Here is a 25,780-nt window from a genome sequence, read left to right on the forward strand (position 1 = left end):
TGCTTCAGGATTTTTGATAATTCACAGATCGTTTACTTAGCCAGGTGTTATTGCTTATGGCATTAGTATAATAAGCAAAGAGTTTTTTTAAGATGAAAAAGTTCAGTTTTGCCTTTGATGGAGCAAATAAGATAAGTAAAACTGATAAAATGATCTTTTCAGATAATACCCCCAGGATCAAAAGCAGGTGTAAAACCGGTCTTTTAATTCCTGAAAAATGATTTGAGATGTAGACATGCTTTGAAATGATCACCTCACTCTTTGTAATGGCCTTGGTTTTATAATTGGTTCTGGAGGCTCCCCCATGCTTGTGAAATATGGCAGCTTCTATGGTAACCGCAATTTTACCACCTTTGGCAACCACTTTTTTACATAGATCAACATCTTCCAGGTACATCCAGTAGTCCTCATTCCAGCCATTTACCCTTTCAAACCAATCCCTGGAAATAAAAACCACTGCTCCGGTCACCCAGTCAGGATAAAAAAGCTTATTCTTTATTTCAAATTTTCTCTCCAGCGACTTTTTCTTCAGAAGCCTGTAAACGGCTCTTGTGAGTCCAAAAAACCTGGAGAAAGAAGGAAATAAGTTCCTCTGTTTATAGTAATTACCGGCTTCATTTACCTGCAAACAGGAGAGGATGGCTATTTCAGGATTATTTTTATAAGTACGGTGTAATTGCGGTAATACTCCTTCTTCAATCTTTGTATCAGGATTCAGAAAAAGCAGGAAGCTTCCCGTGGCATGGGAAGCTCCTGTATTACATCCGTTGGCAAAACCATTGTTACCGGAGTTCTTAATGAAATTTACTTCAGGATATTCAGTTTTAAAATTCTCAAGCTTACCATCGGCCGAATCGTTATCAACCACTATCAGCTCATAGGAATAGTCCTTCGCATTGATTTCTTTAAAAGAGTCAAGGCATTCTTTAAGTGAATCCCATGATCTGTAGTTAACTATAATGACTGATATATCCAAAAGAGATTGAAAATCTATTTAAACAGCTACATTGTACTCGCGCAGAGCGTCGTTCAATGAGGTCTTTTTGTTGGTGCTCTCCTTACGTTTACCGATGATCAAAGCACAGGGCACCTGGAATTCCCCGGCAGGGAATTTCTTTGTATAGCTTCCCGGAATAACCACAGATCTCGAGGGAACATAGCCCTTAAATTCCTTAGGTTCGTCTCCTGTAACATCGATGATCTTCGTAGATCCCGTAAGCACTACGTTGGCTCCAAGTACAGCTTCCTTTTCAACTCTTATTCCTTCCACAACTATACTTCTTGATCCAAGAAAAGCATTGTCTTCTATAATAACCGGGGCTGCCTGTAGTGGTTCAAGTACACCTCCAATTCCTACACCACCGCTTAGGTGAACGTTCTTTCCTATCTGGGCACAACTACCTACCGTTGCCCAGGTGTCTACCATGGTTCCTTCATCAACATAGGCACCAATATTTACATAACTTGGCATCATGATCACACCAGAAGAGATATAAGCTCCATGGCGGGCTACTGCATTAGGAACCACACGGATTCCTTTTTCCTTGTATCCTTTTTTTAGGGGTATTTTATCATGATATTCAAAAATTCCCGCTTCGAGGGTCTCCATTTTCTGAATTGGGAAATACAGCACAACCGCTTTTTTCACCCATTCGTTCACCTGCCATCCCTCTGTAGTTGGTTCAGCCACACGTAATTCTCCTTTATCAAGGAGGTCGATCACATTTCTAATGGCATCGGTAGTTTCTGAATCTTTTAATAATTCCCTGTTCTCCCAGGCATTTTCAATTTTGGCTTGTAATTGGTCCATTTTCAATTTTTTTTCAAATATAACAGCTATGTGGTAATATTTATGGACAAACCGATATAAACCTTACCTTTGCGTAAATTTTTGAAATGGCCAGGATTCTAGCGCTGGATTACGGAACAAAGAGAACGGGAATCGCAGTTACCGATGAGCTTAAGATGATCGCATCGGGACTTACAACTGTTCAGACTTCTGATCTTATGAATTTTCTGGAAGATTATTTCAGAAATGAAAAAGTGGAACGTGTTTTGGTCGGTGAACCAAAGAAAATGGATGATTCCCCTTCACAGAGCGAGGAATATATTCAGGAATTTCTGAAAAAGTTTGCTGAAAAGTTTCCTGATATGCCATTAGAAAGGGTGGATGAACGCTTTACCAGTAAAATGGCCGTTCAAAGTATGATTGACAGCGGGCTGAAAAAGAAAAAAAGAAGAAATAAGGCCCTGGTTGATGAGATTAGCGCAACAATAATTTTGCAAACCTGGCTTTACGAATAATTAAAAGCTTTAAGCTGAAAACTAATAGAATAAATGATTTTACCAATAGTAGCATACGGAGATCCTGTATTGAAGAAGAAAGCAAAGGAGATAGATAAGGATTATCCCAAACTTGAGGAATTGATAGACAATATGTGGGATACTATGTATAATGCCTACGGGGTAGGACTTGCCGCCCCCCAGGTAGGTTTGCCTATCAGATTGTTTCTAATAGATCCGGCACCTTTTGCTGAAGATGAGGAACTGGAAGAAAAGGAAAAGGAAGAGTTGAAAAATATGCGTAAGGTTTTCATCAATCCTCAGATCATTGAAGAAGAAGGTGAGGAGTGGGCCTTTAGTGAAGGTTGCCTGAGTATCCCTGAGATAAGGGAAGATGTTTTCCGTCAGCCGGATATCACCATAGAGTATTATGATGAAAATTTTGAAAAGCATACCGAAAAATATTCAGGCCTTGCGGCAAGGGTGATTCAGCATGAATATGATCATATTGAAGGTATCCTCTTTACCGATAAGCTTTCCAGCCTGAAAAAGAGACTTATAAAAAGTAAACTGGCAAATATTTCAAAAGGCAAGATCCAGGTTGATTATAAAATGCGTTTTCCTTTAGCTAAAAAAGCGCGATAAGGGTTTTGATAATTAATTCAGGGAAATGATATTTGCCATCCTAAATAAAAAAATACTATGGGATTAGATAAAATTCTAGCTATTTCGGGAAAACCCGGTCTGTATGAACTTACTGCGCAAACCAGAGGAGGATTTATTGCTAAATCTTTGCTGGACGGAAAGAAGATCGCAGTGAACATGCGTCATAATGTAAGCATCTTAAGTGAAATAGCCATTTATACCTATACTGAAGAGATTCCGCTAGGTGAGGTTTTTCAGAAGATAAAGGAAAAAGAGAACGGGGAGGAAACTATTAGTCATAAGTCTTCCAAGAAAGAGCTTGAAGCTTTTTTTTCAGAGATATTACCAGATTATGATGAAGACAGGGTATACGCCAGCGATATGAAGAAGATCGTACAGTGGTACAATATCCTGATAAAAAATGGTTTTACCGATTTTTCAAAAGAGGAAAAGGAAAATTCTAAAGACGAAGAGGAATAGATTAAATTCCAGATTAGAATATATAAGAAGGCTGAAAATTTAAATTTTCAGCCTTCTTTAATTTAGAATTTCAGTCCAAAAATAAAAGCGCCTTCTCTTTGCCCTCCAAATTCGGAAACAACATAATCCAGCCTTAATATCCTGTATTTGCCAAAACCAAGATTGTCTATTCCAACGGAATATTCGGAATAAGGATTTCTACCCTCGGTAGCAAGTCTATGTGCTCCAAGGATCAGGTTGAAATTTAGCTGATTTATCAATGGCAGTTTTCCCAGCACCCATCCCTGGAAGTCATGTTCGGCATGCAGTTCTGCATAATTCTGATTGGTGCTGAAGTTATAATAGGGCATAAGGTTGAACTTACCCACGTAGCTTCCAAAACCTATCCTGGTCTGGTTTCCATTAAAGTGGCGGTAGTCCACCAGATTAATATTTTCAGCGTTGGAAAAGATCCCACCATTAGCCAGATACCTGAACTCGCCTTTGTTACCTAATTTTATAGTCTGGCTGATCTCAGCCTTGAACTGGTCATAATTATAATTTTCCTCACTGCCTCCAACGCCTTTTTCAAACCCTAATTTCAGGTTAGGGTATTTTGATTCATATACCCTGTAGCGGCCGTTTGGATAACTCATGTATTTCTGGCCAAAATTGATATCAGCTCTTAGATCCAGTTTTACCAGAGAATGTTCTTCGAATGGGAGGCTTCCAAAATTCTGTGGTTCTAATGGATTGTTAGAAGTGTAGGTTCTATCACCCCATTCAACGAAAACATGATCGGTATGGTTTATCAGTGCCTGTCTGTTTTCCCAACTAAGTTTACCAAATAAACGCAAGCCGTTCAGGACTTCCTGTCCGTAACCAATAGAAGCATAGCTTTTTTCGTATAACTTCAGATAGTTCCTTTCAAAGAAAATGGTGGTAATATCATTTAAGATCGTAGAAATAGGTTCCCGGTTATTTATTTGTTCTGCTGCGATCCCACCTTCTATCCTAAGATTTGGCCTTGTGAAATTGTTGAATTTCTTTTCGAAACCTCCGCTTAGCCTGAAACGTTCCTCATTAAAACCATAGTTGAGATTGGAGTAGATCCTCCAGTAATTCTCCTGGTCGTCACCGGTTCGTTGAGTATAGTCGACGTCCAGGTCGATATTCCATCCCTGCACTGTGTTGAATGCTACCCCTGTGATGGGTGCACTAATGCTAAAGCTTCGGTCTTTCCATGAATTGCGGTAAGTATATCCAAACAGGATGTCTGTCACTTCAAACTTATTGTTTACGGCATCTACCGAATCCTGGTATTTTTTAGTGTTCCTTACTTCCTGGATGCTGTCCTTTCTAACATAATCACTGATCTCTTCTTTAGTAAGCGGTACCGGCCTTACTTCCTGCCAGTATAAAGAATCCTTTTTGTTGGCCTCGCTTTCAAAACTCAGGATCTCAGGGCCAAAGGTTCTTTTGTCAAATTCAGGATTGAAATCATAGTTGCTATATACAGCAGTGAACCTTCCGTCGCCACCAAAGCCGAATATTTTAAAACTGAAATCAACGCTTTGGGATATCTGTATATATAGATCGCTTTCTTCAGAATATTTGTAGTTCTGCCTGAAGATCAATTTCTCTATTGGTGGTACCTGGACGGCCTGGCCGGTGGTGGTAAGCTCAATACCATAGATCTGCCATAAGTCTTCAACAATATAGACGTAACCTGAGAATACCCGGTCGTTCTCTCTTTTTGGAGTCACCAGGATCTTGTTGATCATATTACCCTGGTCGTCAAAAAAGCCACCTTCCAGCTTATAGCGATAGTAGTTAAAGGCATAATCGGCAATAGGGGAGATTATCTCGCTGTTAATATCCAGCGTATTCTCATAGAAAGAGAAATAAGCTTCCTGGGCTGAATTGAGGCTAAAGCCATTATCATCGCCACTTACTTTTGATGCGATGATCTTTTCTTTGAAATCGTCCGGTTTTTGATAGGCGATTTTCGAGATCGTTTCACTGAGGTAAACAATACCGCTTCTGGTGGAATCCAGGCCACCACCCAGATCACCTACTACCTGCCCGAGAATCTTTTCCGGAGCATTCTTCATACGCCAGAGGCCACGGGAGTAGAAATCGGCGGTAAAAGACTCTAATTTCTCGGAATTTGCCTGCCGGCTTTCAATGGCGTTCCTTATGATCCTGTTGGCGGGATTTTCCCCGGCATTAATATTTACTTCTGCAAGACTGGTGCTTTCAGAACGTAGGCTGATGTCTAATTTTACAGGATCGCCGTTAAACTGCACATTTTTTCTTTGTGTCTTATACCCCAGGAACTGATACACAAGTGTATAATTGCCCTCCTTAATAATTTTTAGTTCGTAGACTCCTTCTTCATTTGTAGTGGTGCCGGTAGAGCCCGATTCGGTATAAATATTCACATATGGGAGGGGAGTACCGTTCTCGTCCTTTACCAGTCCGCTTATTTGGGAATGCACCTGGAAAACCGTCAAAATCAAGATCAGGCCAAGTAGTCTTTTTAGCATTCAATGAGAGTATTAAAAAAGAAGAAAAGATAAGGTAAATTATCGGTAATCTTTTTGAATACGATCTAAGCGACGCTTATTTTCACGATCTTTAATAGTTTCTCGCTTGTCGTATAACTTTTTACCTTTTGCCAGGGCTATCTGCAGTTTTGCCAGCCCACGGTCATTGATAAACAATCTGAGGGGAATAATGGTTAGGCCTGAATTTGTCACTTCTTTTTCGAGCTTCCTCAATTCTCTTTTTTGAAGTAAAAGTTTTCGTTCACTCTTAGGATCGTGGTTAAAATGAGTGGCGTGGGAGTACTCTTCAACATGCATATTGATTACAAAAAGCTCGTGGTTGTTGAATTCACAAAAACTTTCAGCAATGCTGGCTTTTCCCTGCCGTATGGCCTTGATCTCGGTACCAGCCAGTTTGATACCGGCAATATACTTATCCAGGAATTCATAATTGAATTTGGCCTTACGGTTCTTTATGTTGATAGAATTCTTCATATAGCACAAAAATACAAGCTTTAAGCTAATTTCATACTAAAGGGATTTTAAAATTAGAACTGGGTCATTTCTTGACAAATATTTATATTTGTGCGCCTTTAAAACGCCTCTTATGAAATATGTTACAACATTATTATTTGCATTTCTGTTTGTCTCCTGTAACGATAACAGCGGAGACCTTACGGCGGATGAAATTGTGGATAAGGCTATTGTTAATGCCGGAGGGGATCGTTATAAAAATGCTGAAATCGATTTTACTTTTAGGAATAGAAAATACAGAAGCAAACGTGATGGTGGAAAATTCAGTTTAGAAAGGATCATGACCGACTCAACCGGGAATGAGATCCATGATATTCTGGATAATGAGGGGCTTGAAAGATATGTAAACGATTCTGCGGTAGAACTTGCTGATTCCTTAAAGACACCTATTGGAAATTCGGTGAACTCTGTTCATTATTTTGTTCATCTTCCTTTTGGCCTTAATGCACCTGCAGCTAATAAAAAGCTTATTGGTAAAGACAGCATAGGAGAAAGGGAATACTACGAATTAAAGGTGACCTTTTCCCAAAATGGCGGAGGAACCGATCACGAGGATGAATATCTATACTGGATAGATACACAAACCTTTAAGGTAGATTATCTTGCCTATAATTTTGAGACAAATGATGGAGGGATAAGATTTAGAAAGGCTTATAATCCGCGCATCATAAAGGGGATCAGGTTTGTGGATTATCAGAATTACAAATACGAAGATCTTTCCACGCCTTTGTCCGAGCTTGATAGTTTATTTGAAGCGAGAGAGCTGGAATTGCTTTCTGTGATCGAGACCGAAGATGTTGAGGTTACTTTAGGTTCCTGATCTTTTTAGTTGATATAAAGAACCTGGCAGGTAGCCGATCCGTCTGGTTGTACCTGAACTATAAATAAAGCTCCATTTTCTTTATCGTCAATATCCTGGTATCTTTTTTCGCCAAGGATCGCATTTGCAAAATGAGGTGTGGTATTGCTGTGACCCACCACAAGCACCGTTTTTCCTGAAGTAGCCTTTTTAAAATCCTCATCATATAAATTCCTTGGATCGTAACCGAGAACTTCAAGTTCATTAAGCTCTGCCAGTGGTTTTGCAGTTTGTTTGGTTCTCTTGTAATTGGTGCTGTAAATGGCATCAAAATCTACGTCTTTAAGTACTTCTGCCCATTTCTGCGCTCTTTTTAGGCCTTCAGTATTTAATTCAGGATCCCGGTTACCAGCCTGAGTCCTGTCTTTTTCAGCATGCCTTATAAGATAATAAGTAGTGACTTTATTTTCCTGTAGCTCTTCTTTCATATTCGCTGAAGGATTACCAATACTTAAAATTAAGGAAGTAAAAAGAATTAGGATATTTGCCATGATCTGGATTTTTTAGTTTGACGTCATTTTGGTTGAAGTGTTACAGGGCACTATTTTTTGAAGTCTATTTTCAGCATAATGAATTGGTTAAGTTGTTTTACATAAGTGTTGAAATTATTATCTGCAACCAGGATAAGAGACTTCTTTCCGTTACTTAATTCAGGTCCAAAGCACATACCTTCAATATTGTCTATGATCTCATCAGTCAGTTGATCTTCTATAGATTTAAAATTGAAGACCAGATTTTTCTTAACCTTTTGATAATTAGATTTTTTAAGATTTTCAAAGTTAAGAGTGTTACTGGCTTTTGAAGCGTCAACATCAAAGATCTTAACGGTATTGCCATGGGAACCATATCCGGCAGAAAAAGCTCTTTCAAGCACCAGGAACCTGTCCTGGGCATATTCAAGAATTTCAGTTACTCCATTTACGGCGAAATAATTGATAGGTAGTTTTGAAATACCGTCGAGTTTATAGGTGTATTGTTTAATGGCTTCTCCTGTAATTTTATCAAATTTGGTGAATCTTACATGGGATCTCGTGGGGAATATCTTCGGTTTTGCTCCATCTTTTTCAAGAGGTAATTCGGTCGCTACCCAGTATCCCTGCTTATCAAAGCTTTCTGACAGACCTTCAAAGACTCCATTATTTCTTGGTTTTTGGTCTCCTTTAGATTGGAAATAATCAGGAATGGTAAAAGAATCCAGAATTCTTCCATTTTCATCAAGGCGAAAAATACCCGGATCTTTTTTGTCGTTTATCATCCCTTCGCTGGTAACCAGTATCTCATTCTTTTCTGAGTCCATTCGTATTCCTTCCAGATCCAGTACGATTTCTGAGAATCCTTTTCTTTTATCGATTTCTATAAGATCTTCTATGTAAACAGTATCAATCGAATTTTTCTGAATATCGATTCGTGCTTTGTAGATCCTCGGGTTTGAAGCCTGGTCGCTAACCAGGAAATAAGAACCATTTTTAAAATCTATCCCTGAAAGTCCGCCAACCTGAGTATTTCCATACCTATGGTTTTCGTCTAGGACATATTCGTCCAAAAATTCTATGTGAATATCATCATTATTAATTTTCCTACTAACGGCACAACTTGATAGAATCACCGAAACAAGGCAGAAATAGAGGGCTTTTTTCATAGAGCTTTTTTTGGCGTCTAAAAATAACAAATGTTTAAGATAAAAATAGGAGTTCATTGGGAGGTCTAAAAATGTCTAATAAATATCTTTAAACTATTAACATTAACACCTAAACCAATATATTATGAATGAGGATCAATTAGAAGGAAAATGGAAACAAATCAGAGGAGAGTTCAAGCAGAAGTATGGCAGACTTACCGATGATGATGTAACATTTAGTGAAGGAAAGTTTGATGAGATGCTTGGCCGTTTACAGGAAAAGACGGGAAGATCCAAAGAGGAATTAAAAGAAGAAATAGATAGATGGTGATGATTGATGAATTAGAGAATGAAAAAGGCGGTAGAAATTTCTACCGCCTTTTTTATGATCTTTTATTTGTTATCCTCCTTTCCTGCAAGTTCTTCCTGATTTCTGAAGACAAGCTGGTTATCAAACTCATCAAGTAAAATTATACTGTCAGTGCTTATCTTACCCGCAAGAATTTCCTTGGAAAGCTTATTAAGTACTTCTCTTTGTACAACTCTTTTTACAGGTCTCGCACCATACTGTGGATCGAAACCTTTCTCTCCAAGATAGCTGATCGCTTCTTCTGTAGCATCCAGAACAATGTTCTGTTTACTAAGCATCTTCTTAACTCCTTTCAACTGAAGTCCTACAATCTTCCTTATATCTTTCTGAGTCAATGGGCTAAACATCACAATATCATCTATCCTATTCAGGAATTCAGGTCGTACATTTTGTTTTAATAATCCCAGAACTTCTGTCTTCGCCGCTTCCATAGCGGTATCAATATCTTTGATACTTTCGAACTTCTCCTGAATTATATGGCTTCCCATATTGGAGGTCATAATGATAATTGTGTTCTTGAAATCGGCAAGACGGCCTTTGTTGTCTGTTAGCCTGCCTTCATCCAATACCTGTAAAAGTATGTTGAAGGTATCGGGATGGGCTTTTTCGATCTCATCCAGTAAGACTACAGAATATGGCTTTCTCCGAACTGCCTCGGTCAACTGTCCGCCTTCATCATATCCTACATATCCCGGAGGTGCTCCTACAAGTCGGCTTACCGAATGCCTTTCCTGGTATTCACTCATGTCTATACGCGTCATGGCCGATTCGTCATCGAACAAATATTCTGCAAGGGCCTTAGCCAGCTCGGTCTTACCAACCCCAGTGGTACCAAGGAATAAGAAAGAACCTACCGGCCTGTTCTGATCCTGTAATCCGGCACGGCTTCGGCGAATGGCGTCACTAACAGCGATAATGGCTTCATCCTGGCCAACAACCCGTTTATGCAGGTCATCTTCCAGTTTAAGTAGTTTTTCTCTTTCACTCTGTAGCATTTTGGTAACAGGTATACCCGTCCACTTTGCAACTACTTCAGCGATATCCTCGTTGGTAACCTCTTCCTGGATAAGTGATTTTTCATTTTGATTTTCGGCCACTTTCTCCTGAAGTTTCTCCAGTCTTTCCTGAGCTTCTTTAATTTTCCCGTAGCGAATTTCAGCTACCTTTCCATAATCGCCTTCACGTTCAGCTCTTTCTGCTTCCAGTTTATAATTCTCAATTTCAGATTTCAGATTCTGAATGTTATCCACAATCTCTTTTTCTCCCATCCAGCGTGCATGAAGATCGTTGCGCTCTTCTTTTAGGTTGGCCAGGTCTGCTCTAAGTGATTTGAGCTTGGCTTCATCTTTTTCACGTTTAATGGCTTCGATCTCAATTTCCAGCTGCATGATCTTACGGTCCAGAACATCCAGTTCTTCCGGTTTGGAGTTGATCTCCATCCTTAGCTTTGAAGCGGCCTCATCCATAAGGTCTATCGCTTTATCGGGGAGAAAACGGTTTGTGATATATCTTTGAGATAATTCTACCGCCGCGATAATAGCTTCATCCTTGATCCTTACTTTATGATGAGTTTCATATTTCTCCTTGATACCACGGAGTATGGATATTGCGCTTTCAGTGTCTGGTTCTTCTACGGTTACTTTCTGGAACCTTCTTTCCAGTGCTTTATCTTTTTCAAAGTATTTCTGGTATTCATCAAGCGTAGTGGCTCCAATAGCTCTAAGTTCACCCCGTGCAAGAGCCGGCTTTAAAATATTGGCTGCATCCATGGCTCCCTGGCCGCCTCCGGCACCAACTAAAGTATGGATCTCATCAATAAAAAGGACAATATTTCCATCACTTGAGGTCACTTCTTTGATGACGGCTTTCAGTCTCTCTTCGAATTCACCTTTATACTTTGCTCCGGCTATAAGAGCTCCCATGTCCAGGGAATAAATACGCTTATCCTTAAGGTTTTCAGGGATATCACCATCAACGATACGATGGGCGAGTCCTTCAGCAATAGCGGTCTTACCGGTGCCGGGTTCTCCTACCAGCATAGGGTTGTTCTTGGTTCTTCGGGAAAGGATCTGAAGTATTCTTCTTATCTCTTCATCTCTTCCAATAACCGGGTCCAGTTTACCTTCTTCGGCTAGTTTATTAAGATTTCTCGAATACTTTTCAAGTGAATTATAGGTGTCTTCCTGGCTTTGTGAGGTCACCCGGTCTCCCTGTCTTAATTCTTCTATAGCGGCTTTCAGGCCTTTTTCAGTAGCTCCCTGATCCTTTAAAATCTGCGCTACTTTACTGGAAGATTTAAAAATGGCCAGGACAAGATGTTCAATTGAAACATATTCATCATTCATCTTTTTGGCGATAGAAGAAGCTTCATTCACTGTTTTTCCTGCCTCTCGCGATAGCATGATATCACCACCACTCACTTTTGGAAAACTTTCCAGACTTTTGTCCAGTATCTGAGTGAAAAGATTCACGTTAATATTCAGTTTTTTCAACAGAAAAGGGGTCACATTTTCGTCTACCATCATAATGGCTTTGAAAAGGTGCTCATTTTCTATTTGCTGATGGCCCATTTCCTGTGCAAGCTGCTGTGCCTGCTGAATGGCCTCCTGTGATTTTATGGTAAAATTTTGAAAGTTCATAGTCTTCTTTTTTGAGATTCATATGTCAATACCTGTACCATTAAAAATAAACGTCAAAATGACACTATTCATTAAGAAAATAAAGACAAAACGGCAGTTATACTCCGTTATTTTTAATATTTATTCCTTATTTTCTATATTAAATTTACTTAGAATTACTTTTGCATAAAAGAAGCATATGGGAATATTTAATAAACTATTTACATCAGATAATAAAGAGAAGGATAAGGAGGAATCGAAAGTTCCATGGATAGGACTTAACCGAATGGAGCAGTTGGATAAAATTGAAGACTCTTCTGAAGAAAAAACAGTCGCCATTCTAAAACATTCTACAAGGTGTGGAGTAAGCAGAATGGTGCTGAGGATGTTTGAATCTGACTATGACCTCCAGGAAGACGCGCCAGTAGATTTATATTTTCTGGATTTAATAACATACCGTGATATCTCGAACGAGATAGCTGAAAGATTTAAGGTGAGGCATGAGAGTCCGCAGCTTATTGTGATTAAGAACGGGGAAGTGGTTCATCATGCATCTCATCAAGGGGTTTCAGCCGGAAAGCTGAAAGAACTGGTTTGATTTTCCCGGTCTTTAAGGAGGAGTGTTTAACTATATTAAGGCCTTCACCTGTCTACTTTTCCTTTATTATTTTAAAGGAAAATAAATATTTGAATTATGAAGCTGAAAGAAGAAGAAAAAGAAAAATTAAAGAAGGATATTCAAAATTCTGATCCTAAAAGGCAGGAAAGGGAATTTATGGATGAGGAGCAGAGACAGAAAGAAGGTAATAGGTCCCCTGAAAAAAATAAGAAATCAGAAAAATAGCAGAGTTGACAACTTTGAAAATTAAAAAGCCCTCGATTTAATCGAGGGCTTTTTGTATGCTTGCTAATATTACTTCTTTTTGGATTTATAGACCGGCAGTAATTTAGTTCTTATTTCTCCGAAGCCTATACGCGAACCACTATTCTCGCAATAACCCCGCATAATCACGGTGTCATTGTCTTCGATGAATTTACGTTCCGATCCGTCTTTCAACTTGATTGGCTTGCTGCCGCTCCAGGTTAGCTCCAGCATTGACCCAAAAGAGTCTTCTGTAGACCCGGAAATTGTTCCTGAAGCCATCATATCACCAGAGTTCACAGGGCAGCCATTTACTGTATGATGGGCCAGTTGCTGACTCATGTTCCAGTAAAGATATTTGAAATTAGACTTGGAAAGTAAATTTTCCTCACCGCCGTCCGGTTGAAGTGATACCTCCAGTTTGATGTCAAAACTTTTATCTCCGGTATATTTTAGATAGGGTAGTAATTCCTTTTCAGGCTTAGGACTAGCTGTTCTATAAGGTTCCAGGGCATCCATGGTTACGATCCATGGAGAAATAGAAGAGGCAAAATTCTTAGCCAGGAAAGGGCCTAATGGTACATATTCCCACTTCTGAATATCACGTGCACTCCAGTCATTGAATAGGACCATTCCAAAAATATAATCTTCTGCTTCATCAACAGGAATAGGCTCACCCAGGTGGTTTGCATCTGTGGTGATAAATGCCATTTCCAATTCAAAATCTACCCTTTGTGATGGGCCAAAAACCGGTGTGTCAGAGTCGGCAGGTTTTGTTTGTCCCTGTGGGCGATGTACGGGAATTCCACTTGGAATTATTGAGGAGCTTCTTCCGTGATATCCTACCGGAATATGCAGCCAGTTGGGCATTAAGGCATTTTCGGGATCCCTGAACATGGTTCCCACATTGGTAGCATGTTCCTTGGATGAATAGAAATCGGTATAATCTCCTACCTGCACCGGCATTTGCATCTCAATCTCATCTAGGGTGAATAGTACCGTATTCCGATGATCCTGGCTATCCTTTAATTTGGTGTTATTGGCATCAAAAATCTCAGCGATTCGGTTTCTAACCAGTCGCCAGGTTTTTTTACCGTCAGATATAAAATCGTTTAACGTGTCCTGTAAGAATATATCGTCAGTTAATGGGATCCCTTCAAAATAGCCCAGTTGGTGCAAAGCTCCCAGGTCTATCGCATAATCTCCAATTCTGGTCCCGATAGTGATCACATCATCTCGGGTTAGAAACACCCCGAATGGGATATTCTGAATGGGAAAATCGGTATCGCCAGGGATGTCCAGCCAGGTTTTTCTTTTTGGATCGTTAGCGCTAATTGACATAGAAAATTGTTGGTTTTTTGTTAAAATCTAGTGATTCAAATATATTATTTTCCTGTAATTAACCGAATGTATTTGTTACTTTTACCGAATATTTAACGTAAACATTTGTGATGCAACGAGACACCCAACTATTTGATTTAATAGCAAAAGAAAAAGAGCGACAGTTAAACGGTTTGGAACTTATTGCAAGTGAAAATTTTGTAAGTGATGCTGTTTTGGAAGCAGCAGGATCTGTGCTTACAAATAAATATGCTGAAGGATACCCCGGGAAAAGATATTATGGAGGATGTGAGGTGGTAGACCAGGTTGAACAGCTTGCGATAGACCGCCTGAAGGAACTCTTTAATGCAGAATATGCCAATGTGCAACCTCATTCTGGTTCACAGGCAAATACGGCGGTTTATGCCTCATGCATGAAACCCGGGGATAAATTTCTTGGTTTTGATCTTGCGCATGGTGGACATTTAACACATGGATCTCCTGTAAACTTCTCCGGTAAATTATACCAGCCTGTTTTTTATGGAGTAGATAAGGAAACCGGACGTATCGATTATGATAAAGTAGCGGAGATCGCCGAGAAGGAAAAGCCTAAGATGATCATTGCAGGAGCTTCAGCCTATTCCAGAGAGATCGATTATAAAAGATTCAGAGAAATAGCAGATAGTGTAGGAGCTATTCTGTTTGCTGATATTGCACATCCTGCAGGTCTTATTGCCAAAGGATTGATCAGTGACCCTGTTCCTCACTGTCATATTGTGACTTCCACCACTCATAAGACCCTTAGAGGTCCAAGAGGCGGGATCATAATTATGGGAGAAGATTTTGATAACCCATTCGGAGAAAAACTTAAGAATGGAAAATTGAAGAAAATGTCAGCTATGCTTAATTCGGGAATTTTCCCGGGTAACCAGGGTGGACCGTTAGAGCATATCATTGCTGCAAAAGCAGTAGCTTTTGGAGAAGCACTTACCGATGATTTCCTTCATTATATGGTAAGGGTTAAAAAGAATGCTGAGAAAATGGCCCAGGCTTTTGTTGACAAAGGTTATGGTGTTATTTCTGGAGGGACCGATAATCATATGATGCTTATAGATCTTAGAAATAAGGATGTAAGTGGGAAAGATGCGGAAGAAGCCTTAGGAAAAGCTGATATCACCGTTAACAAGAATATGGTACCTTTCGATGATAAGTCTCCATTTGTGACTTCAGGGATCAGAATTGGAACACCGGCGGTTACCACCCGTGGTCTTGAAGAAAAGGATATGCCTAAGATCGTGGAGTTGATAGACCGTGTCATTATAAATATCGATAACGATTCTGAAATTGAAGCGGTAAGAAAAGAGGTGAATGCCATGATGCATGGGCTGCCGCTTTTTAAAATGTAAATAAGAGATCTGAATAAATAAAAAGCCATTCGGGAGAATGGCTTTTTTGTTTTAATCATCTGCTTGCCGGGATGTGCCTTTAAAATGTTCTTTCTTTTCTTCTTCGCTTAGGCGAAGAAACCTGGCAGCGTTATTATATAGAATATCTCTTTTTTGTTCTTCCGTTAAAAAATCGGCATTTTCAATTGCTTCTATCCCCCGGCCAATAGCATCGGGCCATACCATCTGATCTGAGCCGAACATCACTCTTTTTCCGAACCCGGCATCCACAATACGTTTCAGGTAATAATAAAATTCCTTACGTGGAATCGCGTAGTTGATTACCCCAATCCCAACATAAACCTGCGGATAGCTGTATAACAGGGCTAGCATGTCATCTAATAGGGGCCATCCAGCGTGCATGATGTAAATACGAAGTTTGGGATGTTTGAGTAAGAGATCCTCAATAAGCAGCGGGCTGTCGAGTTTTGCCCTGTAACCTGCAAAGGGTGGAAGATAGCCTGCCCCCGGTGGGCCTGGTCCCATGTGAATCCCTACCGGAATATCCAGTTCTTCAGCAATCGCCGCATAAGGCTCAAATTTTGGGTCGCTGGGAGAGATTCCGTTGTACTGAATAATGACTTCCCCCAGGACTCTGTATTTTCCGGAAGATAATTCATCTCTCACTGTTTCCGGAGTGATTCCGTCATTGAGTTCAAAAAAAAGTGAAGGAATTATCCGGTCACTGCTTAAGTAGTTTTTCAGAAAGGGGCCACTGGTGATGCCATATACATTGTGTTCTTGTAAAGCCGAAAGGGTTTTAGCTATCAGATCTTCGTTAGTGGCTGGACTGGTTATAACATTATCGCAATCTGTTCGCTTTAAATATTCAACGAAGGTTTCACCCCAGGTTTTTTTCTGATCCCAAACAGGCATTTCTAAAGGGGGCGCACACATTGAAACCGGCGGAGGTCCATTCATGTCCACGGGAACAGCATGCAGATGCATATCTAATACGGGTAGCGGTTTTTCCTGTGCAGTTAAAAACGTAGTAATAATAAAACTGAGAAAGTAGAATGTAAATATCTTCATTGCTTAAGTTTTTTATGGACTTAAACAATAAATATAATTCATATTATTGATAGTCAATACCTTGACAGGATGGCGTTAACTTAAAAATATTCTCTTAAGATCCTGCGGGATTTTAACCGGTTTTTTAGTTTCCCTATCCAGCAGGCACCAGGTGGTCTTCGCTTCGGCAAGAAGCTTATCGTTATCTGAATTCTTGATAATAACATGTCTTACGGAGGTGACGTGGGTAGTTTCTCCTATATAGGTTTGCAGGGAGATATTATCACCTAAAAAAGCTTCCTTCTTATAATTGATCTCATGTCTCACCACCACCCAGATATACTGTTCAACCTGTTGAGGAGTTGCTCTTTTTTCCCAATGTTCCTCTGCAACTTCCTGTACCCACTGAACATACTGCACATTGTTCACGTGCTTCTGTTTGTCCAGATGCTTCTTTTTTACAACAAGCTTTTTCTCGTAGATCTCCGGATTAAGTTCCATTACTTTTTAACAATTTTCACCTCAAAGATCTTGTCCCAGTTCTTTCCGGTTACATAAAGCTTACCGGTTTCAGAATTGTAAGCGATGCCATTAAGCACGTCAAGTTCATTATGCTGGGTGACCTTATCTCTAAGTCCGCTGAAATTGATAAGGCCTTCTATCGCCCCATTTTCAGGATTGATGATAGCAACCCCGTCTTTTTGATAGGTGTTCGCGTAGATCTTTCCATTTACCCATTCCAGTTCATTTAGCTTAGTGGAAATGGATTTGTGATGGGTAGGCTGTATATAGCTTTGTTCAGCAAGGGTTTCAGGGTCCAGGATCCAGATCTTTTCGGTACCGTCACTTTTAAATATTTTTTCGCCATTATTACAAAGCCCCCAGCCTTCTTTACTCTGATTATAACCGAAACTTCCTTTTTTTTGAAAATCTTCAAGGTCATAAATAAAACCGGTGTCTTCCCTCCAGGTAAGCTGATAAATATTTCCGTTTAAAATGGTAAGCCCTTCGGCAAAATACTGATCGTCCAGTTGTATTTCATTAAGTACTTCGCCAGTCTCAAGTTCAAGCTTACGGAGTTTGGACTCTCCATACTGACCTGCGCTTTCGTATAAAACACCATCATGAAATTCTAGTCCCTGGGTGTAAGACGAAATATCATGGGGGAAAGAATTCAAAATTTCATAGGTGTAGACAACCGGAGCCTTATCGTTAAGTACCTTTATATTCTTTGTAAGAGTATCGCTATTCTCTTCACTGTATACTATCGCTTTTAAGGTTTGATTTCCTAACAGCATATTCTGCAGTTCCAACTGAAGATCATTACCATTTTGAGAGCTTTCAATATGCTTGTTCCCGAAATAGAATGAGACAGAATCTATATTTCTGTTTTTAGTGTTTACTATAGTGGCCTGAAGCTTCTCATCAATGCTGAATTCAGATTGATCATTTGTGATCTGAATAGAAAAATCTGATTTTTTTTTTCCATTATTGCTTCCGCAGGAAAAAATGAAAATGCTTAAGGTGAAGACTAACAGTAAGTTAAATTTATTCATCATAAAACAGGCTTAAATAAAGGGCTAAATTAACCAATTCACATTAAAAAAAGCTTGCCAAAATATACAAAGATTGTATATTTGCACCGGCAAGTCCCACACAACCAGCTCCTGCTGAATCCCCCAGGGCGGGAACGCAGCAAGGGTAAGCGGTCGTAGCGGTGTGATGTGGGTCGCTTGCCATTTTTTGTTTCTACAAAGTCCTAAATTTATTGCATATTTGTGCGATATGAAAAACGGGAATTCTTCAGAAAAGGTGGTACTTATCACCGGCGCTTCTTCCGGTATAGGGAAATCCATCGCCACCCATTTAAGTAACAAAGGCTTTAAGGTTTATGGAACCAGCAGGAAGCCTCAGGATTCTTCTAAATATACCTTTAATTTTGTTCAGCTTGACGTAACCGATAAACCAAGTATTGAGGAGGCTGTGTATGAGGTTTATGAAAGAGAGGGGCGTATAGATATTCTAATCAACAATGCCGGGATGGGAATTACCGGTCCTATTGAAGAGATCCCTGAAGCAGAGATGAAAAAAGTATTTGAAACCAACTATTTTGGTCCTCTTCATATGATCAAAACCGTGCTGCCTGTCATGAGACGACAAAAATCGGGGCTAATCATTAACATTACTTCCATAGCTGGCTATATGGGACTTCCATATCGCGGGATCTATTCTGCCACAAAAGGAGCTCTTGAGATCACCGCGGAGGCATACCGAATGGAGATCAAGCAATTCGGAATAAAGATGACCAATGTCGCGCCGGGAGATTTTGCTACAAATATCGCTTCGGGTAGATATCATGCACCTGTCATAAAGGATTCGCCTTACGAAAAGGTATACGGAAACACCTTGAAGCTTATGGATGAACATGTAGATGCTGGGCAGGATCCCGAATTAATGGCAAAGGAGATCTATAAAATTATAATTAATCCGAATCCAAAAGTACATTATAAAGTAGGAGAGAGGTTGCAGAAAATATCTGTAAAACTAAAGGCTTTATTGCCGGATAAACTTTACGAGAAGATGCTGATGAAGCATTATAAATTGTAATTTTAGGTCTAAAGGAAGAAAAAGGATATTCATAAAATCATAATTTTTAATAAACACACAACTATGAAATTTTTTATTGATACCGCTAATCTAGATCAGATAAAGGAAGCTCAGGAGCTAGGTGTTCTGGATGGCGTGACTACCAATCCTTCATTGATGGCCAAGGAAGGCATCACAGGAAAGGATAATATATTTACCCATTATATAAAGATCTGTGATCTTGTGGATGGCGATGTAAGTGCCGAGGTGATCGCAACAGACTTTGATGGTATCATAAGAGAAGGAGAGGAGCTTGCCGAATTACATGAGCAGATCGTAGTGAAGGTTCCTATGATCAAAGACGGGGTGAAAGCTTTAAAATATTTTAGTGATAAAGGGATCAAAACGAATTGCACTCTTGTTTTTTCTGCAGGACAGGCTATTCTTGCTGCAAAAGCGGGAGCTACTTACGTCTCTCCATTTATTGGAAGACTGGATGATATTTCTACCAATGGTCTGGATCTGATAGCCGATATCAGGTTGATCTATGATAATTATGGATTTGAAACCGAGATCCTGGCCGCTTCGGTAAGACACACTATGCATGTTCTGGAATGTGCTAAGATAGGTGCTGATGTGATGACAGGGCCTCTTTCTTCTATTGAAGGTTTACTAAAACATCCTTTAACAGATATCGGACTTGAAAAATTCCTTGCAGATTACAGAAAAGGTAATCAGTAATCTTAGAAACTGAATAGTATTTAGAAGGGACGCTTTGGTGTCCCTTTTTTAATTTATAGTGAGGCTTAATTTGCGAGCAGGTAATCGGGAAACGGTTTCCTTTAAAATCCTTTGTGGCATTATTCCGGGAAAGTTCATTTATTAAGAAATTCCAGAAGTTCTGATTCAAATTCGGGGCTTCCTAACTGTACATCGCCACGAACTATAGTTCCGTCCGAAGCAACAAAGAAAATTTTATTTAAATATTTTTTTAACGTTTCCTTACTTACATCCCGTTTGTCGATCTGGAATTCATTCTCCTTTTCATATCCAAAACTTTCAATTGTATTCCGCCATTTTTCCTGCTCCCCCATGTCTATATTTATGCCCATAAAGTTTAATTCCGGATATTTCTTTTTTAACTGGTCCATAATATTATGTTGCCAGCGATGATGTGAATGGGAGTAAAGAGACCAGGCATAAGTCATCGTTGGGCCGTTTATTACATCCCCATATTTAATCCGTTTTCCATCTGTATTATAGGCAGTAAAATTTTGAAGCGAATTCCCTACAAAAAAGTTTCTTTGAAAAGCAGCCAGTTCTTCTATTTTGTGAATGTTGGTATAATCAATCTGTGTAAGGATCTTCAATATGGAGTCCACACGACTTTCGCTCTCTGCCATTGTAATGGCCCGGGCAGCAAGCCTGTCGATAAATTCATTTTTTAACGAAGGAATGTTAGAAAGAGAATCTATCATTAAGATCCTTCGCTCTATATTGGGGAAGCTATGGATGTTATAACACTTCCTTTTATCTTCATGGTTTTCTTTGCAATATTCAATAGACTTTGTCCGCAGGTAATCGTCAATAAGGTTTGTATAGACGTAATAATCCTGCATTTCCTCATTATTGAAATTTATGTCTTTGCGATAATAGGTGAAGTCTTCCGGAATTTCTTTGGCAAAACGCCTGTTATATTTATTTACCAGGAACGCATAGCGTTCTCTTAAATCGTAAAACTCATAATTTATACTGGCCCTTGCGATGGATATAAAATCTTCAGAGAACTCTTTCTTTTCGTTAAGCTCTTCCAGTCTGCTTAATCTTTCTTCTCTGATGGAGTCTGATATACGGGCGAATTCGGAAGGAGAAATATTGTATTTATTGATCACATAATCATTGTTCTTCCGGTTCTTTAGAAACATTTCGAGAAGAAAATTGCTTTTTTCAGCTCCATCACCACTAAAATTCAACGACTCATCAAAGGCCAGGGTGTTGAGCCAGATGAGGATGCTGTCTCCCGGTTCAATATACATTACCTGGCTTTCAGGGGGGTGTTTAAAGGTATAAATGCCGCTCTCCAGATTGCTAAAATCCTTTCCAAACTGATTTTCTTCATCGAGAAATAGCGTATCTATGGTCTGATTTTCCCTGGAAAGGACTACGTAATCAGTTTCGGGATTATTTATTTGTCCGCCGAGAAAAATATCGGTTGATTCCACAGAATTGTCCTTGCAACTCGTGAAAAACAGCACACAGCAAAAGATAAAGTAAAACAAATGTTTCATTCGGTGTATTGGGCCATAAGGGCCACTTCGGTTGCCCCAATTTTTAACAAATATAGATGCTGCTATATGGCGGCGATGTTAAGCAGGCGTTAAATCAAATATTTAAAACGTTAATCTTTCTTAGTAATGTTGATTATAACTACTTTTGCAAAAAATTAATTCTATCAGTTTATGCTTTCAGTATCAAACCTTTCTGTACAGTTTGGAAAACGTGTGTTGTTTGACGAGGTTAATACCACCTTCACCCAGGGTAATTGTTATGGGATCATTGGTGCCAATGGTGCCGGTAAATCTACATTCCTTAAGATTCTTTCGGGAAAATCAGAACCCACTTCAGGTCATGTCCATCTGGAACCTGGAAAACGTATGTCTGTATTGGAGCAGAACCACAACCTGTATGATGATTATCCGGTGCTGGAAACGGTTATGAGAGGTAATAAGCCCATGTTTGAGGTGAAGACCGAAATAGATGCGCTATATGCCGATTATTCTGATGAGAATGCCGAGCGCATTGGTGAGCTTCAGACTGCGTTTGAAGAGATGGATGGGTGGAATGCCGATAGCAATGCGGCCGCTTTACTTTCAAATCTGGGAATCCGAGAGGAACTACATTATGCCCAGATGAAGGACCTTGATGGAAAACAGAAGGTTAGGGTGCTTCTGGCCCAGGCTCTATTTGGAAATCCCGATGTTCTTATCATGGATGAGCCTACTAACGATTTGGACTATGAAACAATAAGCTGGCTGGAAAATTTCCTTGCAAATTATGAAAATACGGTGATCGTAGTCTCTCACGACCGTCACTTCCTTGATGCGGTTTGTACGCATATATCAGATATTGATTTTGGAAAGATCAACCATTTTAGCGGTAATTATACCTTCTGGTATGAATCTTCACAGCTTGCTGCGAGACAGCGTGCTCAGCAGAATAAAAAGGCTGAAGAAAAGAAGAAGGAACTTCAAGAGTTCATTCAGCGATTCAGTGCGAACGTGGCTAAAAGTAAACAGGCCACTTCACGAAAGAAGATGATTGAGAAGCTGAATATTGATGAGATCAAACCTTCCAGCCGAAGATATCCTGCTATTATTTTTGAAAGGGAACGTGAAGCCGGTGACCAGATACTGAACGTTGAAAATCTTGAGGCAAGTTTGGAAGGCGATACCCTTTTCAAAAATGTGGATATTAATCTGGCAAAAGGAGATAAAGTTGTTGTTTTCTCCAAAGACTCAAGGGCGACCACAGCTTTTTATGAGATCATAAACGGAAAACAGGATCCGGTAAATGGTAAATTCCAATGGGGAGTTACAACTTCTCAATCCTACCTGCCTGCAGATAATTCAGATTTTTTCAATAATGATCTTACCCTTGTAGACTGGTTGCGCCAGTGGGCAAAGACCGAAGAGGAGAGAGAAGAGGTTTATATTCGCGGTTTTCTTGGAAAAATGCTGTTTAGTGGAGAGGAAGCCCTAAAGACCTGCAGGGTTCTTTCAGGAGGTGAAAAAGTGCGGTGTATGTTAAGCCGAATGATGATGTTGCGAGCAAATGTTCTTATGCTTGATGAACCTACTAACCACCTCGACCTTGAATCCATTACGGCTTTCAACAACTCGTTGAAGAACTTTAAGGGAACTGTCCTTTTCACAACCCATGATCATGAGTTCGCTCAAACCGTGGCAAATAGAGTGATAGAACTTACTCCAAATGGTGTGATAGACAGATATCTGACGTTTGATGATTATATGAGTGATAAGAGTATCAAAGCTCAGCGAGAGAAAATGTATGCTGTAGAAGCATAATGACTTATTGAGAATATATTGAAAAAGCCCCATGCACAAGCATGGGGCTTTTTACTGGCTATCAAATTAACATTTTAGAAAATTCCACCACCTCCGGCTTCGTTGTCATCTCTGTTCTTGCGTTTAAAGGCCCGGTTTTTTCCTCCTCCGAATCGGTAAGAAAATCCGAGATATACGGTCTGAGTTTCACCTTTGAACCTTCCTTCCTGTTTAAACGGTCGGCCGTCATACACACTGAATTCCTGAGTGTTGAACACATCGTTGAAGTTCAGGCTAAGAGTAGCCTTATTGTCTTTAAGAAATGAATATCTGGTCCCCAGGTTTATAAAATACATTGGGTCCATATCCAGCTGAAGATCCCTGCTTTTGCTTCGATATAATCCGAATAAAGAAAAACTAAGGGATTCTGTGGCTTTAAAATTGTGACTGCTTCTAAAAGTATAAGCTTCATTATCGATTTCGATAAATTCGGTTCCAGCCACACCTTTTAAAGTCTGTCCATATAATTCAAGTGCGCTGTTCGTGCTCCACCAGTCGGTGAATTTATAATTAGTAGAGAATTCCACCCCGTACGAATCATTTGAGTCGAAATTAGCAAAGGTTAATATTAATGATCCTGGTTCACCTTCAACGGCATTGAAAACCTGGTTGATCTGATCTACTGTTCTACGGAAGAAAACTCCGGCCGTAAAATTTCCTTTTTTCTTAAAATTCCGGGTATAATTTAATTCAAAGGAATTGGTGAACTGTGGCTGTAGTTCCGGGTTACCGGTAACGGTTAACCTTGGTGAGCTCACTTCTCTTATAGGATTCACCTGCCCGAATCCCGGTCTGTCCACTCTGCGGCTGTAACTAAACTGGTAGGAATTCTTTTCACTCGGATTATAAGTTAGAAAGCCTGAAGGATATACCGTAAAGTAGTTGTCTTCATAGACCTTCTCAGCATTGTAGATTGCATCCACGTTAAAACTTTCCAGTCTGGCACCTAGCTGGTAAGACCATTTTTCGAAATTCTGTCCGAACGTTGTATAAAAACTATAGATGTCACGTTTATACTGGTAATCTGAATCTGCAAAATCCGGGTTAGTAGATGTATAGTCATTATCTGTGTCCAGAAGTCTGGCTTCTGCTCCCATTTCCAGTTTTGATTGATCACTCAATGGATTTACATAATCTATATTAGCAGTGATATTCTCACGGGACTCCTTTACAAAATCATTATATGGTTCAAAATCCAGTTGGGTATCTCTGAATCTTACCGAAGTATTTTCATCTTCATCAAAGGTGTTATAGTCTAATTCAAACTGGATATCGTGCCCTTGCTTTTCAAAATCGTGATCGTATAGGAAGTTATAGGTTGAATTCACATTGTCAAAATTCAGATCCAATAACTGGGTAAGGTTCCTTGACGGATCGTTATCATCAAAAGAGGAAATGTTACCGTTAGGTCCGCCTTCATAATGATTCTGATTAGTGTAAAAAGAAAAGGTGTTCTTTTCGTCCAGGTAGAAGTCAACACCCAGCTTATATAAATAGGATTCTCTCTGGTTAACAACATCGAACGCCTGTCTTGCATTCTGTTCGGGAAGATTTATTCTACCGCCAAATCCATTTTTTCCAAAGTTAGTGCCCAAATTGGTGTAAAAATTAAATTTTCCGGTTCTGTAGTTCATGTCTACGGTCCCATTGAACCTGGTATTTTCACCAAGAGTAAGGCCGGTGTTAAGATTTCCGTTGAATCCCTGGTTGGCATTCTTATGTAACACAATATTGATGATCCCGCTCATTCCTTCAGGATTGTATTTTGCTGAAGGATTGGTGATCAATTCGATACTTTTGATAGACGTGGAAGGTATCTGCTTTAATAATTGTGCGGGATCCATATTGGTTGGCTTTCCATCTACAAGGATACGAACGTTGGAATTACCTCTCATGGAAATATTCCCGTCCTGATCAACATTAACTGAAGGGATATTCACCATGATTTCTGAGGCGCTTGCTCCAGTGGTCATAAGGTCCTTTCCAACATTGATAACCTTGCGGTCTACGCGCTGTTCAATAGTGGTCCGTTCAGCAACCACCACTGTTTCATCCAGCATCGCAACATCAGGTTCCAGTTTTATCACTCCAATGTCCAGATTGAAGCTGTTTTTATCAATATGAACCTCTTTTGTAAAGGTCTTATAGCCGATGAACTGAACCTTGAATATATAGTCTCCAGCCTTAATATTGGAAATGGTGAAGGTCCCGTCATCGCTGGAAGTGATCCCGGTAACCAGATTGCCCTCCATGTCATTGATAATTACAGTAGCATAGGGGATAGGTTCATTGAGATCCCGGTCTATGACTGAACCGGAGATCTTTCCCACAGGATCGGTAAAAGCCATACTGATGGCTGAAGTAAAAATTAGGAAACTTAAGATTAACTGTTTCATTTTTTGATTGATTTGATGATTATTATGTTAAGCAAATTACTTTGTAATGCATAATAGATGAACACATGATGGCGCAAAAATGAACTGGCCTCTATTATAAA

The 25,780-nt window shown here is 39.6% G+C and carries 24 protein-coding genes and 1 other RNA gene; 12 read left to right on the forward strand and 13 right to left on the reverse strand.

Annotated elements, in window-relative coordinates; all coding sequences use genetic code 11:
* Positions 1 to 4: 4 nt before the first annotated feature.
* Both EZJ28_RS06870 and EZJ28_RS06875 read right to left on the reverse strand, forming a co-directional pair.
* The gene (locus EZJ28_RS06870) at positions 5 to 976 is read right to left on the reverse strand and encodes a glycosyltransferase family 2 protein (protein ID WP_165499041.1); all 972 of its coding nucleotides are present in this window, start codon (positions 974 to 976) and stop codon (positions 5 to 7) included.
* 18 nt (positions 977 to 994) lie between these two features.
* Positions 995 to 1,810, reverse strand: coding sequence for a 2,3,4,5-tetrahydropyridine-2,6-dicarboxylate N-succinyltransferase (locus EZJ28_RS06875; protein WP_131396246.1), 816 nt, complete (start codon positions 1,808 to 1,810; stop codon positions 995 to 997).
* Positions 1,811 to 1,896: 86 nt separating this feature from the next.
* Here EZJ28_RS06875 and ruvX point away from each other — a divergent pair, with 86 nt between their 5' ends.
* The 3 genes from ruvX to EZJ28_RS06890 are packed head-to-tail and all read left to right on the forward strand — an operon-like array spanning position 1,897 to position 3,408.
* The gene (gene ruvX / locus EZJ28_RS06880) at positions 1,897 to 2,304 is read left to right on the forward strand and encodes a Holliday junction resolvase RuvX (protein WP_131396248.1); all 408 of its coding nucleotides are present in this window, start codon (positions 1,897 to 1,899) and stop codon (positions 2,302 to 2,304) included.
* Positions 2,305 to 2,337: 33 nt separating this feature from the next.
* Positions 2,338 to 2,928, forward strand: coding sequence for a peptide deformylase (def, locus tag EZJ28_RS06885; RefSeq protein WP_131396250.1), 591 nt, complete (start codon positions 2,338 to 2,340; stop codon positions 2,926 to 2,928).
* Positions 2,929 to 2,985: 57 nt separating this feature from the next.
* Positions 2,986 to 3,408, forward strand: a complete 423-nt coding sequence (locus EZJ28_RS06890) for a DUF5606 domain-containing protein (RefSeq protein ID WP_131396251.1) — start codon at positions 2,986 to 2,988, stop codon at positions 3,406 to 3,408.
* A 62-nt stretch (positions 3,409 to 3,470) separates the two neighbouring features.
* Here EZJ28_RS06890 and EZJ28_RS06895 read toward each other — a convergent pair whose 3' ends face one another.
* The gene (locus tag EZJ28_RS06895; RefSeq protein ID WP_131396253.1) at positions 3,471 to 5,936 is read right to left on the reverse strand and encodes a DUF5686 and carboxypeptidase regulatory-like domain-containing protein; all 2,466 of its coding nucleotides are present in this window, start codon (positions 5,934 to 5,936) and stop codon (positions 3,471 to 3,473) included.
* 39 nt (positions 5,937 to 5,975) lie between these two features.
* Entirely contained in the window at positions 5,976 to 6,431 is a 456-nt protein-coding gene (gene smpB, locus EZJ28_RS06900; RefSeq protein ID WP_131396254.1) for an SsrA-binding protein SmpB, read from the reverse strand.
* A 112-nt stretch (positions 6,432 to 6,543) separates the two neighbouring features.
* Between smpB and EZJ28_RS06905 the strand changes: the two genes are divergently transcribed.
* On the forward strand, positions 6,544 to 7,290 hold the full coding sequence (locus EZJ28_RS06905) for a DUF6503 family protein (protein WP_131396255.1): 747 nt from the start codon (positions 6,544 to 6,546) through the stop codon (positions 7,288 to 7,290).
* Positions 7,291 to 7,295: 5 nt separating this feature from the next.
* On the opposite strand, the gene EZJ28_RS06910 is transcribed toward EZJ28_RS06905, so the two are convergent.
* Positions 7,296 to 7,820: a histidine phosphatase family protein gene (locus EZJ28_RS06910; protein ID WP_131396257.1), complete on the reverse strand. Its 525-nt coding sequence runs from the start codon at positions 7,818 to 7,820 to the stop codon at positions 7,296 to 7,298.
* 50 nt (positions 7,821 to 7,870) lie between these two features.
* A complete protein-coding gene (locus EZJ28_RS06915) occupies positions 7,871 to 8,968 on the reverse strand; it encodes an esterase-like activity of phytase family protein (RefSeq protein ID WP_131396259.1) in 1,098 nt (365 codons plus the stop codon).
* A 124-nt stretch (positions 8,969 to 9,092) separates the two neighbouring features.
* On the opposite strand from EZJ28_RS06915, the gene EZJ28_RS06920 reads away from it, so the two are divergent.
* A complete protein-coding gene (locus tag EZJ28_RS06920; RefSeq protein ID WP_131396260.1) occupies positions 9,093 to 9,278 on the forward strand; it encodes a CsbD family protein in 186 nt (61 codons plus the stop codon).
* 62 nt (positions 9,279 to 9,340) lie between these two features.
* On the opposite strand, the gene clpB is transcribed toward EZJ28_RS06920, so the two are convergent.
* Entirely contained in the window at positions 9,341 to 11,956 is a 2,616-nt protein-coding gene (clpB, locus tag EZJ28_RS06925; protein WP_131396262.1) for an ATP-dependent chaperone ClpB, read from the reverse strand.
* A 178-nt stretch (positions 11,957 to 12,134) separates the two neighbouring features.
* Here clpB and ytxJ point away from each other — a divergent pair, with 178 nt between their 5' ends.
* Positions 12,135 to 12,533 carry a bacillithiol system redox-active protein YtxJ gene (ytxJ, locus tag EZJ28_RS06930; protein ID WP_131396263.1) on the forward strand — a complete coding sequence of 133 codons (399 nt, stop codon included), beginning with the start codon at positions 12,135 to 12,137 and terminating at the stop codon, positions 12,531 to 12,533.
* Positions 12,534 to 12,629: 96 nt separating this feature from the next.
* Positions 12,630 to 12,779: a hypothetical protein gene (locus EZJ28_RS15985; protein WP_165499042.1), complete on the forward strand. Its 150-nt coding sequence runs from the start codon at positions 12,630 to 12,632 to the stop codon at positions 12,777 to 12,779.
* 69 nt (positions 12,780 to 12,848) lie between these two features.
* Here EZJ28_RS15985 and fahA read toward each other — a convergent pair whose 3' ends face one another.
* On the reverse strand, positions 12,849 to 14,138 hold the full coding sequence (gene fahA / locus EZJ28_RS06935) for a fumarylacetoacetase (protein WP_131396265.1): 1,290 nt from the start codon (positions 14,136 to 14,138) through the stop codon (positions 12,849 to 12,851).
* Positions 14,139 to 14,248: 110 nt separating this feature from the next.
* On the opposite strand from fahA, the gene glyA reads away from it, so the two are divergent.
* Positions 14,249 to 15,523 carry a serine hydroxymethyltransferase gene (glyA, locus tag EZJ28_RS06940; protein ID WP_131396266.1) on the forward strand — a complete coding sequence of 425 codons (1,275 nt, stop codon included), beginning with the start codon at positions 14,249 to 14,251 and terminating at the stop codon, positions 15,521 to 15,523.
* Positions 15,524 to 15,574: 51 nt separating this feature from the next.
* Here the strand turns inward: glyA and EZJ28_RS06945 are convergent, their stop codons facing one another.
* The 3 genes from EZJ28_RS06945 to EZJ28_RS06955 form a co-directional block, all read right to left on the reverse strand.
* Entirely contained in the window at positions 15,575 to 16,594 is a 1,020-nt protein-coding gene (locus EZJ28_RS06945) for an amidohydrolase family protein (RefSeq protein ID WP_131396268.1), read from the reverse strand.
* Between the two features lie 75 nt (positions 16,595 to 16,669).
* Positions 16,670 to 17,074, reverse strand: a complete 405-nt coding sequence (locus tag EZJ28_RS06950) for a thioesterase family protein (protein WP_131396269.1) — start codon at positions 17,072 to 17,074, stop codon at positions 16,670 to 16,672.
* The gene (locus tag EZJ28_RS06955; RefSeq protein ID WP_347562582.1) at positions 17,074 to 18,132 is read right to left on the reverse strand and encodes a glutaminyl-peptide cyclotransferase; all 1,059 of its coding nucleotides are present in this window, start codon (positions 18,130 to 18,132) and stop codon (positions 17,074 to 17,076) included. Before EZJ28_RS06955 ends, EZJ28_RS06950 begins: the two co-directional genes overlap by 1 nt.
* A gap of 84 nt (positions 18,133 to 18,216) precedes the next feature.
* On the opposite strand from EZJ28_RS06955, the gene ffs reads away from it, so the two are divergent.
* The 3 genes from ffs to fsa all read left to right on the forward strand — a co-directional run bounded on the left by ffs (position 18,217) and on the right by fsa (position 19,900).
* Positions 18,217 to 18,315, forward strand: an RNA gene (ffs, locus tag EZJ28_RS06960) — signal recognition particle sRNA small type.
* Between the two features lie 43 nt (positions 18,316 to 18,358).
* A complete protein-coding gene (locus EZJ28_RS06965) occupies positions 18,359 to 19,180 on the forward strand; it encodes an SDR family oxidoreductase (protein WP_131396271.1) in 822 nt (273 codons plus the stop codon).
* Between the two features lie 63 nt (positions 19,181 to 19,243).
* Positions 19,244 to 19,900 (forward strand): fructose-6-phosphate aldolase, encoded by a 657-nt coding sequence (gene fsa, locus EZJ28_RS06970; protein ID WP_131396273.1) that lies wholly within the window; start codon positions 19,244 to 19,246, stop codon positions 19,898 to 19,900.
* Between the two features lie 134 nt (positions 19,901 to 20,034).
* Here fsa and EZJ28_RS06975 read toward each other — a convergent pair whose 3' ends face one another.
* Positions 20,035 to 21,447: a hypothetical protein gene (locus EZJ28_RS06975; protein ID WP_131396274.1), complete on the reverse strand. Its 1,413-nt coding sequence runs from the start codon at positions 21,445 to 21,447 to the stop codon at positions 20,035 to 20,037.
* 171 nt (positions 21,448 to 21,618) lie between these two features.
* Here EZJ28_RS06975 and EZJ28_RS06980 point away from each other — a divergent pair, with 171 nt between their 5' ends.
* A complete protein-coding gene (locus EZJ28_RS06980) occupies positions 21,619 to 23,244 on the forward strand; it encodes an ABC-F family ATP-binding cassette domain-containing protein (protein ID WP_131396276.1) in 1,626 nt (541 codons plus the stop codon).
* Between the two features lie 74 nt (positions 23,245 to 23,318).
* On the opposite strand, the gene EZJ28_RS06985 is transcribed toward EZJ28_RS06980, so the two are convergent.
* Entirely contained in the window at positions 23,319 to 25,679 is a 2,361-nt protein-coding gene (locus tag EZJ28_RS06985) for an outer membrane beta-barrel family protein (protein WP_131396278.1), read from the reverse strand.
* Between the last annotated feature and the right edge of the window lie 101 nt (positions 25,680 to 25,780).

The organism is Gramella sp. KN1008 (assembly GCF_004332155.1).
Classification (GTDB): domain Bacteria; phylum Bacteroidota; class Bacteroidia; order Flavobacteriales; family Flavobacteriaceae; genus Christiangramia.

Excerpts from the sequence above, each read along its gene's own strand:
- EZJ28_RS06875 (WP_131396246.1), bottom strand. The coding sequence starts at position 1,810 with ATGGACCAATTACAAGCCAAAATTGAAAATGCCTGGGAGAACAGGGAA.
- ruvX (WP_131396248.1), top strand. The coding sequence starts at position 1,897 with ATGGCCAGGATTCTAGCGCTGGATTACGGAACAAAGAGAACGGGAATC.
- def (WP_131396250.1), top strand. The coding sequence starts at position 2,338 with ATGATTTTACCAATAGTAGCATACGGAGATCCTGTATTGAAGAAGAAA.
- EZJ28_RS06890 (WP_131396251.1), top strand. The coding sequence starts at position 2,986 with ATGGGATTAGATAAAATTCTAGCTATTTCGGGAAAACCCGGTCTGTAT.
- EZJ28_RS06895 (WP_131396253.1), bottom strand. The coding sequence starts at position 5,936 with ATGCTAAAAAGACTACTTGGCCTGATCTTGATTTTGACGGTTTTCCAG.
- smpB (WP_131396254.1), bottom strand. The coding sequence starts at position 6,431 with ATGAAGAATTCTATCAACATAAAGAACCGTAAGGCCAAATTCAATTAT.
- EZJ28_RS06905 (WP_131396255.1), top strand. The coding sequence starts at position 6,544 with ATGAAATATGTTACAACATTATTATTTGCATTTCTGTTTGTCTCCTGT.
- EZJ28_RS06910 (WP_131396257.1), bottom strand. The coding sequence starts at position 7,820 with ATGGCAAATATCCTAATTCTTTTTACTTCCTTAATTTTAAGTATTGGT.
- EZJ28_RS06915 (WP_131396259.1), bottom strand. The coding sequence starts at position 8,968 with ATGAAAAAAGCCCTCTATTTCTGCCTTGTTTCGGTGATTCTATCAAGT.
- EZJ28_RS06920 (WP_131396260.1), top strand. The coding sequence starts at position 9,093 with ATGAATGAGGATCAATTAGAAGGAAAATGGAAACAAATCAGAGGAGAG.
- clpB (WP_131396262.1), bottom strand. The coding sequence starts at position 11,956 with ATGAACTTTCAAAATTTTACCATAAAATCACAGGAGGCCATTCAGCAG.
- ytxJ (WP_131396263.1), top strand. The coding sequence starts at position 12,135 with ATGGGAATATTTAATAAACTATTTACATCAGATAATAAAGAGAAGGAT.
- EZJ28_RS15985 (WP_165499042.1), top strand. The coding sequence starts at position 12,630 with ATGAAGCTGAAAGAAGAAGAAAAAGAAAAATTAAAGAAGGATATTCAA.
- fahA (WP_131396265.1), bottom strand. The coding sequence starts at position 14,138 with ATGTCAATTAGCGCTAACGATCCAAAAAGAAAAACCTGGCTGGACATC.
- glyA (WP_131396266.1), top strand. The coding sequence starts at position 14,249 with ATGCAACGAGACACCCAACTATTTGATTTAATAGCAAAAGAAAAAGAG.
- EZJ28_RS06945 (WP_131396268.1), bottom strand. The coding sequence starts at position 16,594 with ATGAAGATATTTACATTCTACTTTCTCAGTTTTATTATTACTACGTTT.
- EZJ28_RS06950 (WP_131396269.1), bottom strand. The coding sequence starts at position 17,074 with ATGGAACTTAATCCGGAGATCTACGAGAAAAAGCTTGTTGTAAAAAAG.
- EZJ28_RS06955 (WP_347562582.1), bottom strand. The coding sequence starts at position 18,132 with ATGATGAATAAATTTAACTTACTGTTAGTCTTCACCTTAAGCATTTTC.
- EZJ28_RS06965 (WP_131396271.1), top strand. The coding sequence starts at position 18,359 with ATGAAAAACGGGAATTCTTCAGAAAAGGTGGTACTTATCACCGGCGCT.
- fsa (WP_131396273.1), top strand. The coding sequence starts at position 19,244 with ATGAAATTTTTTATTGATACCGCTAATCTAGATCAGATAAAGGAAGCT.
- EZJ28_RS06975 (WP_131396274.1), bottom strand. The coding sequence starts at position 21,447 with ATGAAACATTTGTTTTACTTTATCTTTTGCTGTGTGCTGTTTTTCACG.
- EZJ28_RS06980 (WP_131396276.1), top strand. The coding sequence starts at position 21,619 with ATGCTTTCAGTATCAAACCTTTCTGTACAGTTTGGAAAACGTGTGTTG.
- EZJ28_RS06985 (WP_131396278.1), bottom strand. The coding sequence starts at position 25,679 with ATGAAACAGTTAATCTTAAGTTTCCTAATTTTTACTTCAGCCATCAGT.